The organism is Streptomyces sp. NPDC034085 (assembly GCF_055575555.1).
In genome coordinates, this window is record NZ_JBVISL010000004.1 from 421833 (window position 1) to 437046 (window position 15214).

Below are 15214 nucleotides of genomic sequence, written 5' to 3' on the forward strand. Positions count from 1 at the left end.
TCCCTTCGCCCCCCGAATCAGCCCCGAGCCCCCTAACGACCCCCGGGCCGCGGAGGTGACGCCCGCGCAGGGACGGCCCCTGGGAACACCTCCCGGGGAGGCGGAACTCGGGGAGGTCAGGCGCCGGGGTCGTCCGCGTCGTCGCGTCGGACCTCGATGCGGTCGGGGGCCAGGTCGACCGCGACGCGGTGTTCCATGCCCAGTGCCTCCAGGAACTTCTGCGGGAGCTGTACGCGGCCCGTGCGGTCCAGCATCACGTACTCGCGCTCGCTGACCGACTCCGTGCCGTGCTCGTCGGTCACCGTGCGGCGCAGGACCTCGCTGCTGGTGCGGCCGTCGCGGATCGCCACCGTACGGCGCACCTCGCCCGCCACCATGGGGTCGTGGGTGACGATGACCACGGTGGCGCCCAGTTCCCGGTTCACGGTGCGGAAGGCCTCGAAGACGGCCGTGCCGGTCTCGGAGTCCAGTTCGCCGGTCGGCTCGTCGGCGAGGAGCACCGCCGGGTCGTTGGCCATGGCGACGGCGATGGCCACCCGCTGCTGCTGGCCGCCGGAGAGTTCGGTCGGGCGGCGGCCGCCGAGTCCGCCGATCTCCAGGGCCTCCAGCAGCCGGTCGACCCGGGCCGCGCGCCGTGCCCGCGCACCGCGCCCGCCACCCTTCAACTCCATGGGCAGCGCGATGTTCTGCGCCGCCGTCAGGAAGGGCAGCAGGTTGCGGGCCGTCTGCTGCCAGACGAAGCCCACCGTGTCGCGCCGGTAGCGCAGCCGCTCGCGCGCGGACATCTCCAGCAGGTCGTAGCCGCCGACGGTGGCGGTACCGGCCGTGGGCACGTCCAGTCCCGCCAGGATGTTCAGCAGCGTCGACTTGCCGCTGCCGGAGGCGCCGACCAGCGCCACCAGGTCGCCCTGGGCCACCGTCAGCTCCAGTCCCTGGAGGGCCTGCACCTCGATGCCGTCACTGGTGAAGATGCGGACCAGCCGGTCGCAGACGATGGCCGTCCCCGGCGCGTGCCGGCGCGGTGCGGCGTCGGCCAGGGCCTGGCGCCGCAGTTCCTCGTACGTGGGCGCTTCGGTGTTCAACGTCGGTCTCCCGCTCTCAACTCGGTGGTGATCTGACGCCGGCCGGTCACCGCCGCCTCGGCGAGCACGGCCAGGGCCACGAGACCCGCCAGGCCCAGCGCCTGCGCGAGCACGGGCCGCAGGCCGAAGCCGAGCCCGGGCGGCACGCCGGCGCCGACCAGGGTCGACAGGTCCACCGACGGGCCCAGCACGGCGACGGCGGCGACCGCGGTCAGGGCGCCGCCCAGCGGGGCCGCCAGGACCTGCGGCAACGACTCCGTCAGCACCAGCACCACGCCCTGCCGGGGCCGCAGGCCCATGGTCCGGAGCCGGGCCAGCAGCGCGGCCCGCTCGGGCGCGGCCCGTACCAGGGTCAGCAGGACGGACAGCAGCGCGAAGCACGCCGCCGCGGCCAGGGAGGTCCAAAACAGCCGGGCCGCCGCGCGCTGGAGGGGGTCGCCGGCGAGCTGCGCGGAGACGGCCGTGCTGGTGCGGACGAAGGTCCGCTCGGCGACCGGGGCGGGGGCGTGGGCGCGGACCAGTTCGCGCAGCCGCTGCTCGTCGACCGTGCCCAGGGCGAACCAGTGGTTCGGGCGTGCCGCCTCGGGCAGCCGTGCGGTGACCGGTCCCGCCGGCAGCACGACGACCGCCGCCTCCACGGACGGCTCCGCCGGGGTACCCTCGACCACGCCGACCGGCCGCGCCCGCAGTTCCACGCCGCCCGCGAGGCTGACCCGGAACTCGCCCCCGGAGTCCTTCCCGGCGAGGTTCTTGCTGATCAGCACCGGAACGGGCGCGTCCGCACCACCGCCCCCGGTCAGCCGCGCCGGGTCGAACCGCCCCCGCCCGACCGCCTCGGACAGCGCGGCGTAGGCCGCCGGGTCGGCGACCACCGCCCTGATCCGGGTGTCGGCCAGACCGTCCGACAGCAGGAGGGCGTCCCGGTCGGTCCACGCCCCGACGGAGCTCCGTAGGCCGGGCAGCGTGCCCGCCGCCCGCAGGAACTCCGGCGCCAGCGCCTCGTGGGGCGGGGCCGACACGTGGGCGTCGCCCCCGACGTCGGCCCGCGCCGCCCGCAGACGGGCCCCGTCCACGGAGGCCAGTACGGCCGACCCGAAGCCGCCCGTGGTCACCGCCAGCAGCAGCGCGATCATCGGCAGGACGGACGGCCGGGCACCCCCGGCGTTCCCCCGGGCCGCGCGCGCCAGCCCGAGGAAGGCGGTCAGGCCCCGCCCGCGCCCCGCCGCCCGGGCCGCCAGCCGCGCCAGCGGGGGCAGCGCCCGGGCCAGCAGCAGCGCCCCGCACAGCGCGAGCAGCAGCGGCGCGGCGACGAGCAGCGGGTCCAGCCCGGCTCCGGCGGGGGCGACCCCGCGCCGGCGGACCTCGGCCACGGCGGCCGCGGTGGCGCCGAGCACCAGCAGCTCCGCCACCAGCCTGCGCCGGGGTGCGGCCGCACGTGGGCCCGACAGCAGCACGAAGGCCCGTACCGGGAAGGCCAGCAGGGCCGCCAGCGCGACGGCCCCGGCCGCGAGCAGGCCGGGCGCCAGGCGGGGCGTCGGCAGCAGCAGCACCCCGAGGGCCGCCGCGAGGACGGCGGCGGGCAGCACGGTGACGGCCCCCTCGCCCAGCAGCCGGCGCAGGACGCCCGCGCGGGAGCCGCCCCGGGCCAGCAGCAGGCCCAGTTCGGCCTCGCGGCGGTCGCCGGTGAGGCCGGCGGCCAGGCAGAGCACCACGAGCGCGACACCCGCCGCGCCGGCCGGCCCGATCGCGGCGAGCGGCGCGGCGGCCTGCCGGCGGGCCTCGGCGGCGGCGAACAGCTTCGGCAGATCGGAGGTGATCCGGATGCCGGGGCGGCCGGTCTCCGCGGTCAGCCGCGTGGCGGTGGGGCCGGCCACGTACGAGGCGATCTGCCCGGCGGCCTCGGGCAGCCGGTCGGCGCGCAGGCCGCCCGTGTCCACCGGCAGCCGCCAGAAGTCCGTCGCGCGGGTGCCCCAGGCCGCCAGCCGGCCGATCCCCTCGGGGCCGACCAGGGCGGACGCCTCCCACCAGGACTTCTCCTGCTTCTTGTCCCACTTGAGGCAGGCCCGCAGCAGGCAGGTGGTGTCGGTGTCGCTCCAGTAGACGTCGGCGGGGTCGGCCGGGGCGAACAGGCCGACGACCTCGATGCCCATCGGCGGGGCGAAGCCCGAGGAGCCCTCCAGGACCGAGCCCACCGTGGCCCCGATGCTGTCGGCGGCGCTCTTGGACAGGGCGACCGGGACGGTTCCCTCACCACCGCCGGACGGCCAGCGCCCCTGGACCAGCCGGCTGTGCGCGGCGATCTGCGGCAGGTGCAGCAGGTCCATGTCGGGCGGGATGTCCGAGGGGCGGACGAGCCCGGGGCCCGTCAGGGAGCGCGGGTCCTTCGTGCGCACCCCGTACACGGGGCCGGAGTCCGCCAGACGGTAACCCGGCCCGACGGCCGCGCGCAGGGCGGCCAGCGAGGAGTCCAGCAGGACCGCGGGGTCCCCGCTCTGCGGCGTCCGGTCGGTGGCGATCAGGCTGGTCGGGCCCGGGCCCTGCTCGGCCAGGTAGGCGCGCAGGGCCCGGTCGGCGCCCCGGTCGAGGGCGCGCGGCAGCGCGGTGGCCAGCAGCACGGAGACGAAGACCAGCACGGCGGACAGGAGCGTGGCCAGCGGCGCGGCGCGCAGCCGCGTCCGCACCCAGCCGGCCCCGCCGCGGCCCCTGGGCACGGCGCTCCGCGGCTCGGTGGTCGGGCCGGTCATATCTCCTCCACGTGGCGCAGACGGGCGGCGGTGCCCCGGGACGTGCGGTCGCCGCCGCCGAGCACGGCCGACAGCAGCGGTACCGCCGCGACGGCGACCGCCAGCAGCAGGGTCGCCGGGCCCGGCAGGTCCACCAGCACCGCCGGTACGGGGCGCTGCGCGGCGGGGGTCAGCACCATCAGCGGCACCGTCAGGTGCACGATGGCCGCGCCCACCGCCAGTCCCACCCCGGTCCCGAGCGCGACCAGGACCAGGCCCTCGGCGGCGGCCGCCCGGGCCGGACTCCGCCGGGGCGCTCCAAGGGCCAGGAGGACCGCGGACTCCCGGGCCCGCCGCCGCGCGGCCGCCGCCGAGGAGGCGGCGAAGCCGATGGCCGCCAGCACCGCGCAGGACAGGGCGAGGGCGGCCAGCGCGATGCGGGGGCCGGCGCTCAGCGGGTCGTCCAGCAGCCCGGAGGCCACCTCCTCGCGCAGCAGCATCCGGTGCGAGCCGGCGCCCGCGCGCAGTTCGGCCGCGGCCCGCGCGGGCGCGGCGTCCGATGCGGAGGCGGCGGGCAGCCACCACTCGTCGGCACCGGGCAGGGCCCGCCCGTCGGTGGCCGCCAGCAGCCGCCCGGCGGTGGCGAGGTCGACGGCCACCGCCTTGTCGCCGGACGCGGGCAGCGCGGCGACGGCGGCGGTGATCCGCACGGGTACGGCCGCCGGGCCCAGCAGCACCGGGATCCGGTCCCCGACCCCGGCGCCGACGGCGGCGAGGTAGGCGCGGGTGGCGATCCCCGGCAGCTCGGCGGCGGCCCGGGCGCCGGTGGTGAGGCTGAGGTCGTAGGCGCCCACGGCGGCGCCCGCGTACCGCAGCCGCAGCAACGCCCCGTCGGCCGGCAGCAGCCGGCCGGCCGGGGCGTCGCCCGTGGCGCCGACGCCGGGGCCCGCCAGGTTCCAGGCGGGTGCGGGCGCCTCGACGGGGACGGCCCCGCCGCCCGCCGTCTGCGCGACCGAGACCCGGAGCAGCGCCAGTTCCGCCTCGACCGCCGGCCTGCCCCCGTCCGCGTAGCCGGACGGGCCGGGCTCCGACCCGTACGACAGGGCGAGCCCGGCGATGGACAGCGGTTCGGCGGCCGCTCCGAGCGGGGCCCCGGCCAGTGCCGCGACATCCACGGAGACGGTGCCCGCGTCGTTCTCGGGCAGGGCCTGCATCGGCGCCCGGTAGGTCAGCCCGAACCGGTCGCGCAGCAGCACGCCGAGCCGGGGGGCGCCGCTCGCGCCCGTCGCCCGCAGCGACACGCCCAGTTCGATCCGCTGCGGGCGGCCCGGCAGGATGATGCCGGCGCTGCCCGGCGCGTCGACCGCCAGCGGGGTGAACAGCTCCTCCATGGTCCGGCCGTCCCGCAGGTCGGCCCGCAGCGGCACCCGCCGCGCCACGGCGGGCGCGTCCAGGGCCAGCAGCTCCCCGGTCGTTCCGTCGGGCAGTCCGTGGGCGGAGCGCACCACCGGGACCACCCGGTCGCCGCCCGGCAGGGACGCGTACCGGCCGGCCCGGCCGGGGGCGGGCAGTTCGCTGCCGGTCACGCGCAGCCCCCCGGCGGTGGCGAACTCCGCCTGGTCGCGCTGCGAGGCGGACCAGGCGGTGTGCTGGCCGAGGGCGAGGACCCCGCTGGACACCGAGAGGACGAGCAGCAGGACCGGTCCGGTGGCCCGCCCCGGGCGCCGCGCGAGCTGCCAGCCCACGAGCGCCGGGCCGAGCCCGCGGCCCCGGGCGGCGATCCGGGCCCCGAGCCGCGCCGCGAACGGCAGGAGCCGCAGCACGAGCAGGGTGCCCGCGCACAGGGCCAGGGTGGGCGCGGCCACCAGGACCGGGTCGACGCCGAGTTCACCGCCCGGGCCGGTGGCGCCCCCGCTGTAGCGGTCGAGCTGGCGGTACGCGAGGACGGCCAGGGCCACCACCGCCAGGTCCAGGCCGGAGCGCGCCGCCCCCGACACCACGGCCGCACGGCGCCCGGCCCGGCGCAGCACCACCGCCGCGGCCCCGCGCAGCACGGCGGGCAGGGAGGTCAGCAGGACGCACCCGAGCGCGCAGGCCGCCGCGGCCGGCCACAGCAGCCACGCCCCGCCGGTCTCGACGGGGGTTTCGGCCAGGGGTCCGTAGCGGCCCGCCAGGTGCAGCAGCGCAGGGGTGAGCAGCGGGGCCAGCACCGCCGAGGGCAGGACCAGCAGCAGCGCCTCGGCCGCCGACAGCATCCCGAGCCGGCGGCGGGAGGCGCCGCGCGCGGTGAGCAGGATCCGCTCGGGCTCCTGGCGTTCCGTCAGCAGGTGGGCGACGAGCAGCAGGGCGGCCCCGGCCAGGACGGCCAGCTGGAGCGCCCCGACCAGCAGGGTGGAGCGGGCCACCCGACGGCCCGTCTCCAGCGCGGCGGAGTACTCCCGCAGTGCGGTGGTGACGGTGAGCCCGGCGGGGCCCTTGGCGCCGGTCTCCGGCGCCAGGGTGCGCAGGCGCTCGACGTCGGCGCCGCGCGCGGCACGGAAGTCGGGGGTCAGCAGCGTGGCGCGGCTGTTCTGGACCAGGGCGCCGCCCGTGAAGGCGGAGTCGTGCACGAGCAGCGGGCCGTAGCTGGTGAAGGAGGCGACCTGCACCTCGCGGCCGCCGAGTGGATCGAGCCGCCAGTACGGGGACTGCGGGTCGGCCGCCCGGAAGACGCCTGTGACGAGGACGCCCAGCGGCGCCCCGCCGTAGCGGTCCTCCAGCCGCACCTCGGCGGGCAGCGCCCGCGCGGTCAGCCCGAGCCGGTTCAGCGCGGCCTCGGGCACGGCCACCGGGACGGGCCCGGGGCGGTCCCCGACGGGCTCGGGCCACTGGCCCGCGAGGAGCCGTACGCGGTCGCGGTCGAGGGCGGCGAGCAGGGTGAGGTCCGGTTCCCCGCCGGGGGTGCGGGGGCCGGGCAGCCCGTACGAACGGCTGCGCGCCACGCTCGCGACGGAGACGGGCACCCTCCCGAACAGGGCGTCCGCGAAGCCCCGTACGGCCGCGTCCTCGCCCGCCCGGGCCGCCAGCCCGTGCTCGCCGGCGAGGACGACGGCGGTGCTCGACCTGCCGCCCGGACCGGTCAGGGCCCGGCGCAGCCCGGCGTCGCCCACACCCCGGGTGAAGGCCAGGAGCGCGGTCAGGGTGGTCGTGGTGATGAGCGCGGTGAGCAGTACGGCGGCGGCGAGCGGCAGTCGGCCGCGCAGCCGGCGCACGACGAAGCCGATCATGTGCCTGTTCCTTCCCCCCGAACCGGACCAAGGGCACCGGATAGCGGACGATGTTGTCAGATCCGGTCGGACAGAGGAAGGGACTTGCGTGATGGATGTGACAGATGAGCAAATTCGGACGCGAAGGCAGCGAAGAGCGCGCCGGCCGAGGGGGAGCCCACCATGACGCAGCAACCGGACCCGCAGGACACCCCTACCGCCGGGAGCACCGCGCCGCCCATGATGACGGTGCGCGGTCTGCGCAAGAGCTTCGGCACCGGGGCCAACGCCGTACACGCCCTGCGCGGGGTCTCGTTCGAGGCCCGGCGGGGCGAACTCACCGCCCTCAAGGGCCGGTCGGGCTCCGGCAAGACCACCCTGCTCAACCTGGTCGGCGGCCTCGACACCCCGACCGGGGGCACCGTCGAACTCGACGGCACCGACCTGTCCACCCTGGACGAGAACGGACTGCTCGCGCTGCGCCGCGACCGGATCGGCTTCGTGTTCCAGTCGTTCGGGCTGCTCCCGGTGCTCACCGCCGCGGAGAATGTCGGCGTCCCCATGCGGATGCGCAGGCTCCCGGCGCGGCAGCGCGAGGAGCGCGTCCGCACCCTGCTGGCCCTGGTCGGCCTGGCCGAACACGCCGGGCAGCGCCCCGGGGAACTCTCCGGCGGCCAGCAGCAGCGCGTGGCCCTCGCCCGCGCGCTCGCCAACGAACCGTCCCTGATCATCGCCGACGAGCCCACCGGCCAGCTGGACTCCGAGACGGGCCGCTCCATCATGCGGCTGCTGCGCGCCGTGGTCCGCAGCGAGGGCGTCACGGCCCTGGTCGCCACCCACGATCCGCAGCTGATGGAACTCGCCGACCGGGTGGTCGAGTTGCGCGACGGCCAGGTCGTCGAACCGGCCTGGCCGGCCCGCTGACCGGCGCCGGCGGAACCCGCACCCGGTCGCACAGCTCCAGCAGCATCCGCACGGAGCGGGAGGCGGCGGCCAGCTCCCAGCGGCGGCCGCCACGGCCCCACCGGTCCAGCACGTCGAGCAGGGCGGAGTCGCAGAAGGTGACCCCGGCGGCGTCGAGCACCAGGCGGCGCGCCCCGAGGGCCGCCCCCTCGTCGAGGAGGGCGCGCAGCGGGGCGCAGCTGTAGTGGTCCAATTCCCCGGCCAGGCCGACGGCGAGGACGCCGTCGCGCAGCGCGGAGCGGATACGGGGGAGCGGCGGGCCGGTCACGCCCCTCCAACGGGCCGTGCCCGCGGCGGGAACCGGCGCCCCCGCGCCATTCACCCGCGTGGCCGTGGGGCGCGCACCCCCGGGCCGGGCGGCCATGACCGACAGTGGGGCGCGTGGATGCCGATGCGGAAGTGGATCTGGAAGAGATCGTCGACGCCCTGTACGTGCCGCACCCCGCCGGGTTCAAGGCGGCGCGGGACGCGGCCGCGGCACGGGTGAAGCGGGTCGGCGACCCGGCGGCGGCCAAACGGATCGCGGCACTGCGCAGGCCCACGCTCGCGGCCTGGGCGTCCAACACGCTGGTCCGGGCGAAACCGGAGGAGACCGAGCAGTTCGTCCAGCTGGGGCAGACCCTGCGCGCGGCCCACCGGTCCCTGGACGGGGAACGGCTGCGGGCGCTGTCCCACCAGCAGCACGTGGTGATCGGGGCCCTGGCGCGGGAGGCCGCGCGGCTGGCCGAGGAGGCGGGGACGCCGGTCTCGGAGGCGGTGGTGCGGGAGGTCGAGCAGATCCTGCACGCCGTCCTCGCCGACCCCGACGCGGCCCGGGAGTGGGCCTCGGGCCGGCTCGTACGGGCTCCCGACCCGGTGTCGGAGTTCCCGGCGGTCGCCCCGGACGCGGTGCTCCCGCCGCCGCCCGAGCCGGCACCCGGCGCGGAGCCGGAAGCGGAACCCGCCCCGGCCCCGGAGGCCGCGGACCCGGCCGGCGCGGCCCGGCTGGAGGCCGCCCGGGCGGCCGCCGCGGACGCGGCGTGGGCCGTCTCCGCCCGCGAGGACGAGCTGCGGACCGCCGAGGAGGCCCGGCAGCACGCCGTGGCCCGCGCGGCCGAGGCCGACGCGGTGGTCCACCGGCTGGAGGGGGAGGCCGCACAGGCGCGGACCGAGCGGGACCACGCGTACCGGGCCGTGTCGGAGGCGGAGGCCCGCCACCGCGCGGCCGAGCAGGCGGCCCGCGCGGCCCGCCTCACGGCGGCCTCCGCCCAGCGCCGCCTGCGCCGGCTCCAGGGCTAGGGGGTGCGGGCCGGGCCCCGTCGGCCAGGAGGGGCCCTCAGTCCTGCCAGTAGAACAGCAGGGTGCGGACGTCCAACGGGACGCGGGCGCCGAAGTAGTAGACGCCGAGGCCGGTGACCTCGATGGAGCCGACGGCCCCGTCGATCCAGCGGAAGCCGGCCGATTCGAGGGCGTGCCGGACGGCCGGTTCGTCATCGTGACCGGCGGCGAACCGGCCGAGCGTGCTGAGGTGGACCTCGCCGTCGTCCTCCCCGTAGCCGATCACGTCGTACGTGCCGTCCCCCTGCCCGTGGGCGTCCCCGCAGGAGACCGGCGGCTTCGGCGCGAGGCCCGCGGCGGTGAGCGCGGCAGTGGCCCGCACCAGCCGCTCGGCGGGATCGGCAGCGGGGGGCGGCTCCGTGCACAGGGCTTCGATCCGCCACCGCGGATCACTCCGCTCCTCGCACCACGGCCCGTACTCGTGGACGATCGCCGCCCGCAGCTCCTCGTCGAGGCCGGCGACCTCCACCCGGGGCCGCCCCAGCGCCTCGTACACCCGCCGGGTCTCGGCGGCGTCCTCGGTGAGGCGGTGCAGCGCGTAAGCGGCCCACAGCTTCGCCTCGTCGGTCGGAGCCTCGGCCAGGTACGCGCGCAGGCGGCCGGGGTCGGTCAGGAGCGCTTGGGCGCGGTACGCGACGCCCCGGTCGGGGTCCGCGAGCGCGTCGGTGACGTCCTCCCCGGCGCGCTGCCGCATCACGACCCGGACGGAGCGGTCCTCGGGCCGGGCGTCGCCGAGCTCGGCCAGCACGGCCTCGACCCCGTACCGGGCCGCCAGGTCGTCCAGCCCCGCCTCGCCCGTCTCGCGCCGGTGGCGCCACGGGCTGAAGGCGAGCGTGGCCAGGGCGCTCGCCGCCGTACGGTCGCCGACCGCACCGCGCGCCCTCAGGATCGCCTCGGGCATGCCGTACCCGCCGTCCCGCTGCCGCTCCTCGTGGCGCAGCCACGGCTGCAGCTCGGGGCGTTCGGCGAGGACGCCGAGCAGGGCGATGCGGACCTCGCTCACGTCACCGGTGTCCTGCACGCGGGAGATCAGCTCGGCCAGCCGCCGCTCGGGCACCCGTCCCGTCAGCGCCTCCGCGCAGGCCCTCCGGCGCCACCACGGCTGCCCGGTGTCGGCCGCGCACCGCGCGAGGGCGTCGGCGTCGTACGCGCGCAGGGCAGCGGTGTCGGCCCGCCCGGCTTCGGGGCTCAGGGCCTGGATCGTCGTGGACATCCGGGGATGCTACTCGGCGCGGGCGTCCGGCCGCCCCGGATATCGGCGGCACCCGGACGCCCGGACGCCCGGACGCCCGGACGGTGCCGGCGGCGGGGGAGCGGTGACGCGACCCCGCCCCGAAGCCTCCCCGGAGCTCCCGCGCCGCCTCACGCGCACAGCGCGATGAGGTCCACGATCCCCTCGGCGTAGGCGGCCGACACCGAACCGGGCCGGCCCGCCCGGCCGTCGCGCAGCAGGGGCAGGGCGGCCCGGACGTGGGCGGCGCACTGGCCGTAGAGCCCCGCCTCGTACGGGGTCCCGTCGTCCTCCGAGTTCAGCAGCGCCAGCAGCGTCCACAGCAGGGCCTCGCGGGTCGCCAGCCGGGGAGGGCCGGCCGACCAGACGGCCATCAGCACCGCGCAGGCCGCCGGGGCCGGGGGCCACAGCCGGGACCGGGCGAAGACGTGGCCCTCCAACGCGTGGAAGGCCGCCGGATGTCCCTCGGCCGCGTCCCACAGGGTGTCCTCGAGATGCCCCGCCGAGCGGCCGCAGCCGCAGGCGACGGACTCCCAGTCGTACCGCGCGATCGTCTCCCGTACGCCGTCGGGCACCAGCGGGCTGGTGCGCGGCGGTTCGTTCCCTCTCATGAGGCCCCAGTATGGGAGCGGGGTGCGGGCCCGGTCGAGGAGGCTGCCCGCAGACCGGGCCGTCCGGCGGTCCCGCCGGGCGGAACCGGTCGGCGGGCGGCCACGTCTGAGTCCCCGTGTGGATGAAGAGAAGGATCCTGGCGCTGCTGTTCGCCCTGCTCACGACCCAGATCGTGGCCCTGGTCAGCCCCGCCTACGCGTGCGGCTGCGGGGCGATGGTGCCCGACGGCGGCTCCCGGATCGGGGTCGACCGGGAGAGCTCCGTCGTGCGCTGGGACGGACGGACGGAAGAGATCGTGATGCGCTTCACCGTCGGCGGCGACGCCCGCCGCGCGGCCTGGATCATGCCGGTCCCGGGCCGGGCCTCCGTGGAGCTCGGCAACCCCGCCCTCTTCCCCCAGCTGGCCGACCTCACCCGGCCCGAGCGCAGGACCCGTACGTACTTCTGGCCGCGCGGCACCGACTGGCCCTTCTCCTCCGGCTCCTCGGACGGCGTGGGTGCCGCCCTGCCCGGCGCCGGCGCCCCGGTCGGCGTCGTCGGCCGCGAGCGGCTCGGCGACTTCGACGTGGCGCGGCTGACGGCCACCGACCCCGAGGCCCTGCGCACCTGGCTCCGGGACAACGGCTTCGAGCTGCCCGAGCGGCTCGCCGCCGAACTGAAGCCGTACGTCGACCAGAAGTGGGAGTACGTCGCCGTCCGCCTCGCCCCGCGGGAGCAGGGCCGGACCCTGCGCGGCGAGCTCGAACCGCTGCGGATCCGCTTCGACAGCGCCCGGCTCGTCTACCCGATGCGGCTGTCCCGGCTGGCCCGCACCCCGCAGTCCCTCGGCCTCTACGTCCTCGCCGGCCACCGGATGGAGCCCCGCTCCGCGATCGGCGGCGCCGTACCCGAGGTCACCTTCGCCGGGACCGTCAGCCCCGGGGGTGCGCTCGGGGAACTCACCGGCGGCGAGCCGGTGTTCCTGACGGCGATCGAGCAGCGGTTCCCGGACCCGTCCCGCATCGACGGGGACCACGAACTGCGGGCCACGGCCGAGGACACCCCCTACCGCAGGGCCGTCTACCGCAACGAGCTCCTCACCGCGGGCGGCGTTCCGGTCTGGCTGCTGACCGTGGGCGGCGTCCTGGCGGCGGCGGTGGCCGCCGCCGTCCTCCTCGTGGTGCGCGGGCGCCGGCCGTCCCGCTCCGGCCGGCCGGACAATCGTGTTGACCTGCGAGAACGGCCCTGACATGGTCCCGTCATGATGACCTTCACGGCCCATGACGGAACCCGGCTCGCCTTTCACGTCAGCGGCGGCGGGACCCCGCTCGTCTGCCTCCCCGGTGGCCCCATGCAGGACTCCGCCTACCTGGCCGGCCTCGACGGCCTCCTCCCGCACCGCAGCCTGGTCCGGCTCGACCTGCGCGGCACCGGCCGCTCGGCGGTCCCCGAGGATGCCGCCTCCTACCGCTGCGACCGGCTCGTCGACGACGTCGAGGCGCTGCGCGAGCACCTCGGCCTGGAGACGCTCGACCTCCTCGCCCACTCCGCCGGCGCCAACCTGGCCGCCCTGTACGCCGCCCGCCACCCCGGACGCGTCGGCCGGCTCCTGCTGGTCACCCCCAGCGTCTTCGCCGTCGGCATCCCGGTCACCGGCGACGACCGGCTGCAGACCGCCCGGCTGCGCGCCGCCGAGCCCTGGTTCGCGCCCGCGTACGCGGCCCTGGAGGACCTCGTCGCGGGCCGCGCCACGGCCGAGACCATGGGGGACATCGCCCCCTTCTGGTACGGCCGCTGGGACGAGGAGGCCCGCGCGCACCGGGCCGCCGAGTCCGGTCAGAAGAACCACGAGGCCGCGGCGGCGTACGGGGCCGAGGGCGCCTTCGACCCGGAGGCCACCCGCAAGGCGCTCGCCGAGCTCGCCGCACCCGTGCTGCTCCTCGCGGGCGAGGCCGACCTGGCGGCCCCGCCGCGCGCGGTGGCGGAGTACGCCGGCCTGTTCCCGAACGCCGAACTCACCGTCCAGTCCGGCGCCGGGCACTTCCCCTGGCTCGACGACCCGGAACGCTTCGCCACCGCGACGGCGGGCTTCCTCGGCCGGACCGGTGCTCCCGCCGCGGTGAGCGGCTGAAGCGCCCGGCACGGCCGTGACCCGCGGGACCCGCCGGGCGCTCCCGCCCCGCAGGCGTCCCGTACGACCCGAGCCGCAGCCGCGTCACCCCGGACGTTCCACTCCTCGGACCGGCCCCTAACCGGAGGCGGCTGTCCGGAAAGCCGTCACCGCTCCCCGCGCCGCCCCGCGCGCCGCAGGGCCAGGGCCGCGAGGGCCTGTGGGGCGCCGGCCTGGCCGCGGATGCCGGGGAAGGCGTTGACGTCCACGATGAGGGGCCGGCCGCCGTCCGCGGCGATGACGTCCACGCCGTAGACGTCCAGGGCGAAGACCTCGCCCACCCGCAGGGCCAGTTCGGCCCAGCCGTCGGGCAGCCGGCCCGGCCGCCGGGCCGGCTCCTCGCCCCCGGCGGCCAGTTCGGAGCGGCGCAGGCCCGCGAAGACCCGGTCGCCGACCACCCACAGCTTGTGGTCCCAGCCGCTGTTGGGGGCGAACGGCTGCACCACGACCGGCTCGCGCTCCCAGCCGGCGGCCAGCGCACCGAGGCCGTCGGGGCCGTCCACCCGGGCGACCAGGTCGTGCTTGCGGCTGTGCCGGCTCTTGACCACCACCGGCCAGGCCGGTTCCGCCGACGCCCGGAGTGCCCCGAGGGAGGCGTGGGTGCGGGTGGCGGCGAAGGGGAGCCCGGCCCGCAGGGCCAGTTCGGCCATGGCGGTACGGTCCTGGCACCGCCCGGTGGCGGCAGCGGAGTTCAGTACGGGCGCCCCGCGCCGCTCCAGTTCCCGGGCCAGGGTCAGGGCCGAGGGGGTCCGCGCCTTCAGCAGGTACACGTCGGCCCGCGCCCCGGCCGCCGCGGCGGCCCCGGCGCGTGGGTCCAGTACCCGTACCTCGTGCTCCGGCGCCAGCAGCCCCGCGGTGTCGGCCAGCAGCGGGTGCCCGGGGTCCGGGGTGATCAGGCCGACCCTCACGCGCCGTCCCCCGCCCCTGCCGCCGCCTGCGCTGGGATCGCCACCGGGAGGCCGTACGGGCGGCCGGGCGGGCAGGGCGCGGCGGCGACCGGGCGCCCGCCGCCCGACCGGGCCAGGTCCAGGACGGCGCGCGCGACCCGCGCGGCCGCGTCCGGCACCTGGCGGAAACTCGGGAAGTCGTTCACGTCGACCACGACCGGCCCGTCGGGGCCCAGCAGCACGTCGACCCCGTACAGGTCCAGCCCGTACACCTCGCCCACCCGGGCGGCGATCCGCGCCACCTCGCCCGGCAGCGCCACCCGGCGCTCGCGGACGGCGGCGGCCGGGTGCAGCGGGGAGCGGCGCTCGGTGGCGAACAGCTCCCCGCCGACGCAGTACACCTTGAGGTCGGTACCGGAGTTGGGCACGTAGGGCTGCGCGATGAGCATGCCCTCGCCCGCGAGGGCGGGCAGCAGCGCGGCGAGCCGGTCCGGCGAGGGCACCAGGTGCACGCCCCGGCCGGAGCTGCCGTCCGCGGGCTTGACGACGAGCGGGTAGGCCGCGTCCGGTAGGCCGGCCAGGAGTTCGGGGCGGGCGATGGCGTAGGTGGGCGGCAGCGGGAGCCCCCGGGTGCTGCCCAGGGCGGCGGCCAGCGCCTTGTCCCGTACCCCGCGGATCGCCCGGGCGTCGTTGACGGTGGTCGTGCCGCCGGCGGCGGCGGCTTCCAGGAGGGTGAGCCCGGGCCCGCCGGACACCGTCTTGAGGACCCAGGCGTCGTGCGCGCCGGCCCGGACCAGTCCGTCCATGCGCAGCAGCGATCCGCCCGGACGGATCACGTCCACCCGGTGTCCCCAGGCGGTCAGCTGCGCGACCACCTCGTTGGGCATGCCGTCGTGGCGGTAGTGCTCCTCCACCAGGAAGCAGAGCCTCATGGAACTTCCCCGTTTTCCCCGGACGTCCGCCGATTCCGTCCGGCGAGTGGTGACGTCACAGGATGCCATGGCA

The 15214-nt window shown here is 77.7% G+C and carries 12 protein-coding genes; 4 read left to right on the forward strand and 8 right to left on the reverse strand.

Annotation, left to right across the window (positions count from 1 at the left end; translation table 11 throughout):
- Window positions 1-116: 116 nt before the first annotated feature.
- Genes ACZ501_RS16730 through ACZ501_RS16740 form a run of 3 tightly spaced genes read right to left on the reverse strand, consistent with a single transcriptional unit; the run spans window position 117 to window position 7071 of the window.
- On the reverse strand, window positions 117-1082 hold the full coding sequence (locus ACZ501_RS16730) for an ABC transporter ATP-binding protein (protein ID WP_468796151.1): 966 nt from the start codon (window positions 1080-1082) through the stop codon (window positions 117-119).
- Window positions 1079-3826, reverse strand: coding sequence for a hypothetical protein (locus tag ACZ501_RS16735; protein WP_468796153.1), 2748 nt, complete (start codon window positions 3824-3826; stop codon window positions 1079-1081). The genes ACZ501_RS16730 and ACZ501_RS16735 overlap by 4 nt, the downstream gene beginning before the upstream one ends.
- On the reverse strand, window positions 3823-7071 hold the full coding sequence (locus ACZ501_RS16740) for an FtsX-like permease family protein (RefSeq protein ID WP_468796155.1): 3249 nt from the start codon (window positions 7069-7071) through the stop codon (window positions 3823-3825). Before ACZ501_RS16740 ends, ACZ501_RS16735 begins: the two co-directional genes overlap by 4 nt.
- A 219-nt stretch (window positions 7072-7290) precedes the next feature.
- Between ACZ501_RS16740 and ACZ501_RS16745 the strand changes: the two genes are divergently transcribed.
- On the forward strand, window positions 7291-7974 hold the full coding sequence (locus ACZ501_RS16745) for an ABC transporter ATP-binding protein (RefSeq protein ID WP_468796619.1): 684 nt from the start codon (window positions 7291-7293) through the stop codon (window positions 7972-7974).
- Here ACZ501_RS16745 and ACZ501_RS16750 read toward each other — a convergent pair.
- Window positions 7868-8377, reverse strand: a complete 510-nt coding sequence (locus tag ACZ501_RS16750; protein ID WP_468796157.1) for an STAS domain-containing protein — start codon at window positions 8375-8377, stop codon at window positions 7868-7870. The genes ACZ501_RS16745 and ACZ501_RS16750 overlap by 107 nt on opposite strands.
- A gap of 17 nt (window positions 8378-8394) precedes the next feature.
- On the opposite strand from ACZ501_RS16750, the gene ACZ501_RS16755 reads away from it, so the two are divergent.
- Window positions 8395-9291 carry a hypothetical protein gene (locus ACZ501_RS16755; RefSeq protein ID WP_468796159.1) on the forward strand — a complete coding sequence of 299 codons (897 nt, stop codon included), beginning with the start codon at window positions 8395-8397 and terminating at the stop codon, window positions 9289-9291.
- Window positions 9292-9328: 37 nt separating this feature from the next.
- Here ACZ501_RS16755 and ACZ501_RS16760 read toward each other — a convergent pair whose 3' ends face one another.
- Both ACZ501_RS16760 and ACZ501_RS16765 read right to left on the reverse strand, forming a co-directional pair.
- Window positions 9329-10543, reverse strand: a complete 1215-nt coding sequence (locus ACZ501_RS16760; RefSeq protein ID WP_468796161.1) for a hypothetical protein — start codon at window positions 10541-10543, stop codon at window positions 9329-9331.
- Between the two features lie 149 nt (window positions 10544-10692).
- The gene (locus ACZ501_RS16765) at window positions 10693-11172 is read right to left on the reverse strand and encodes a hypothetical protein (RefSeq protein ID WP_468796163.1); all 480 of its coding nucleotides are present in this window, start codon (window positions 11170-11172) and stop codon (window positions 10693-10695) included.
- A gap of 122 nt (window positions 11173-11294) precedes the next feature.
- Between ACZ501_RS16765 and ACZ501_RS16770 the strand changes: the two genes are divergently transcribed.
- Entirely contained in the window at window positions 11295-12401 is a 1107-nt protein-coding gene (locus tag ACZ501_RS16770) for a DUF2330 domain-containing protein (RefSeq protein ID WP_361611309.1), read from the forward strand.
- A 12-nt stretch (window positions 12402-12413) separates the two neighbouring features.
- Window positions 12414-13283, forward strand: coding sequence for an alpha/beta fold hydrolase (locus ACZ501_RS16775; protein WP_468796165.1), 870 nt, complete (start codon window positions 12414-12416; stop codon window positions 13281-13283).
- 146 nt (window positions 13284-13429) lie between these two features.
- Here the strand turns inward: ACZ501_RS16775 and ACZ501_RS16780 are convergent, their stop codons facing one another.
- Window positions 13430-14230: an ATP-grasp domain-containing protein gene (locus ACZ501_RS16780; protein ID WP_468796167.1), complete on the reverse strand. Its 801-nt coding sequence runs from the start codon at window positions 14228-14230 to the stop codon at window positions 13430-13432.
- Complete coding sequence (locus tag ACZ501_RS16785; RefSeq protein WP_468796169.1) at window positions 14227-15141, reverse strand: ATP-grasp domain-containing protein; 915 nt, start codon at window positions 15139-15141, stop codon at window positions 14227-14229. The genes ACZ501_RS16780 and ACZ501_RS16785 overlap by 4 nt, the downstream gene beginning before the upstream one ends.
- Between the last annotated feature and the right edge of the window lie 73 nt (window positions 15142-15214).

What these genes read in the sequence shown, in the direction of transcription:
- ACZ501_RS16735 (WP_468796153.1), bottom strand. Translation starts at nt 3,826, where the DNA reads ATGACCGGCCCGACCACCGAGCCGCGGAGCGCCGTGCCCAGGGGCCGC.
- ACZ501_RS16740 (WP_468796155.1), bottom strand. Translation starts at nt 7,071, where the DNA reads ATGATCGGCTTCGTCGTGCGCCGGCTGCGCGGCCGACTGCCGCTCGCC.
- ACZ501_RS16745 (WP_468796619.1), top strand. Translation starts at nt 7,291, where the DNA reads ATGATGACGGTGCGCGGTCTGCGCAAGAGCTTCGGCACCGGGGCCAAC.
- ACZ501_RS16750 (WP_468796157.1), bottom strand. Translation starts at nt 8,377, where the DNA reads ATGGCCGCCCGGCCCGGGGGTGCGCGCCCCACGGCCACGCGGGTGAAT.
- ACZ501_RS16760 (WP_468796161.1), bottom strand. Translation starts at nt 10,543, where the DNA reads ATGTCCACGACGATCCAGGCCCTGAGCCCCGAAGCCGGGCGGGCCGAC.
- ACZ501_RS16765 (WP_468796163.1), bottom strand. Translation starts at nt 11,172, where the DNA reads ATGAGAGGGAACGAACCGCCGCGCACCAGCCCGCTGGTGCCCGACGGC.
- ACZ501_RS16770 (WP_361611309.1), top strand. Translation starts at nt 11,295, where the DNA reads ATGAAGAGAAGGATCCTGGCGCTGCTGTTCGCCCTGCTCACGACCCAG.
- ACZ501_RS16775 (WP_468796165.1), top strand. Translation starts at nt 12,414, where the DNA reads ATGATGACCTTCACGGCCCATGACGGAACCCGGCTCGCCTTTCACGTC.
- ACZ501_RS16785 (WP_468796169.1), bottom strand. Translation starts at nt 15,141, where the DNA reads ATGAGGCTCTGCTTCCTGGTGGAGGAGCACTACCGCCACGACGGCATG.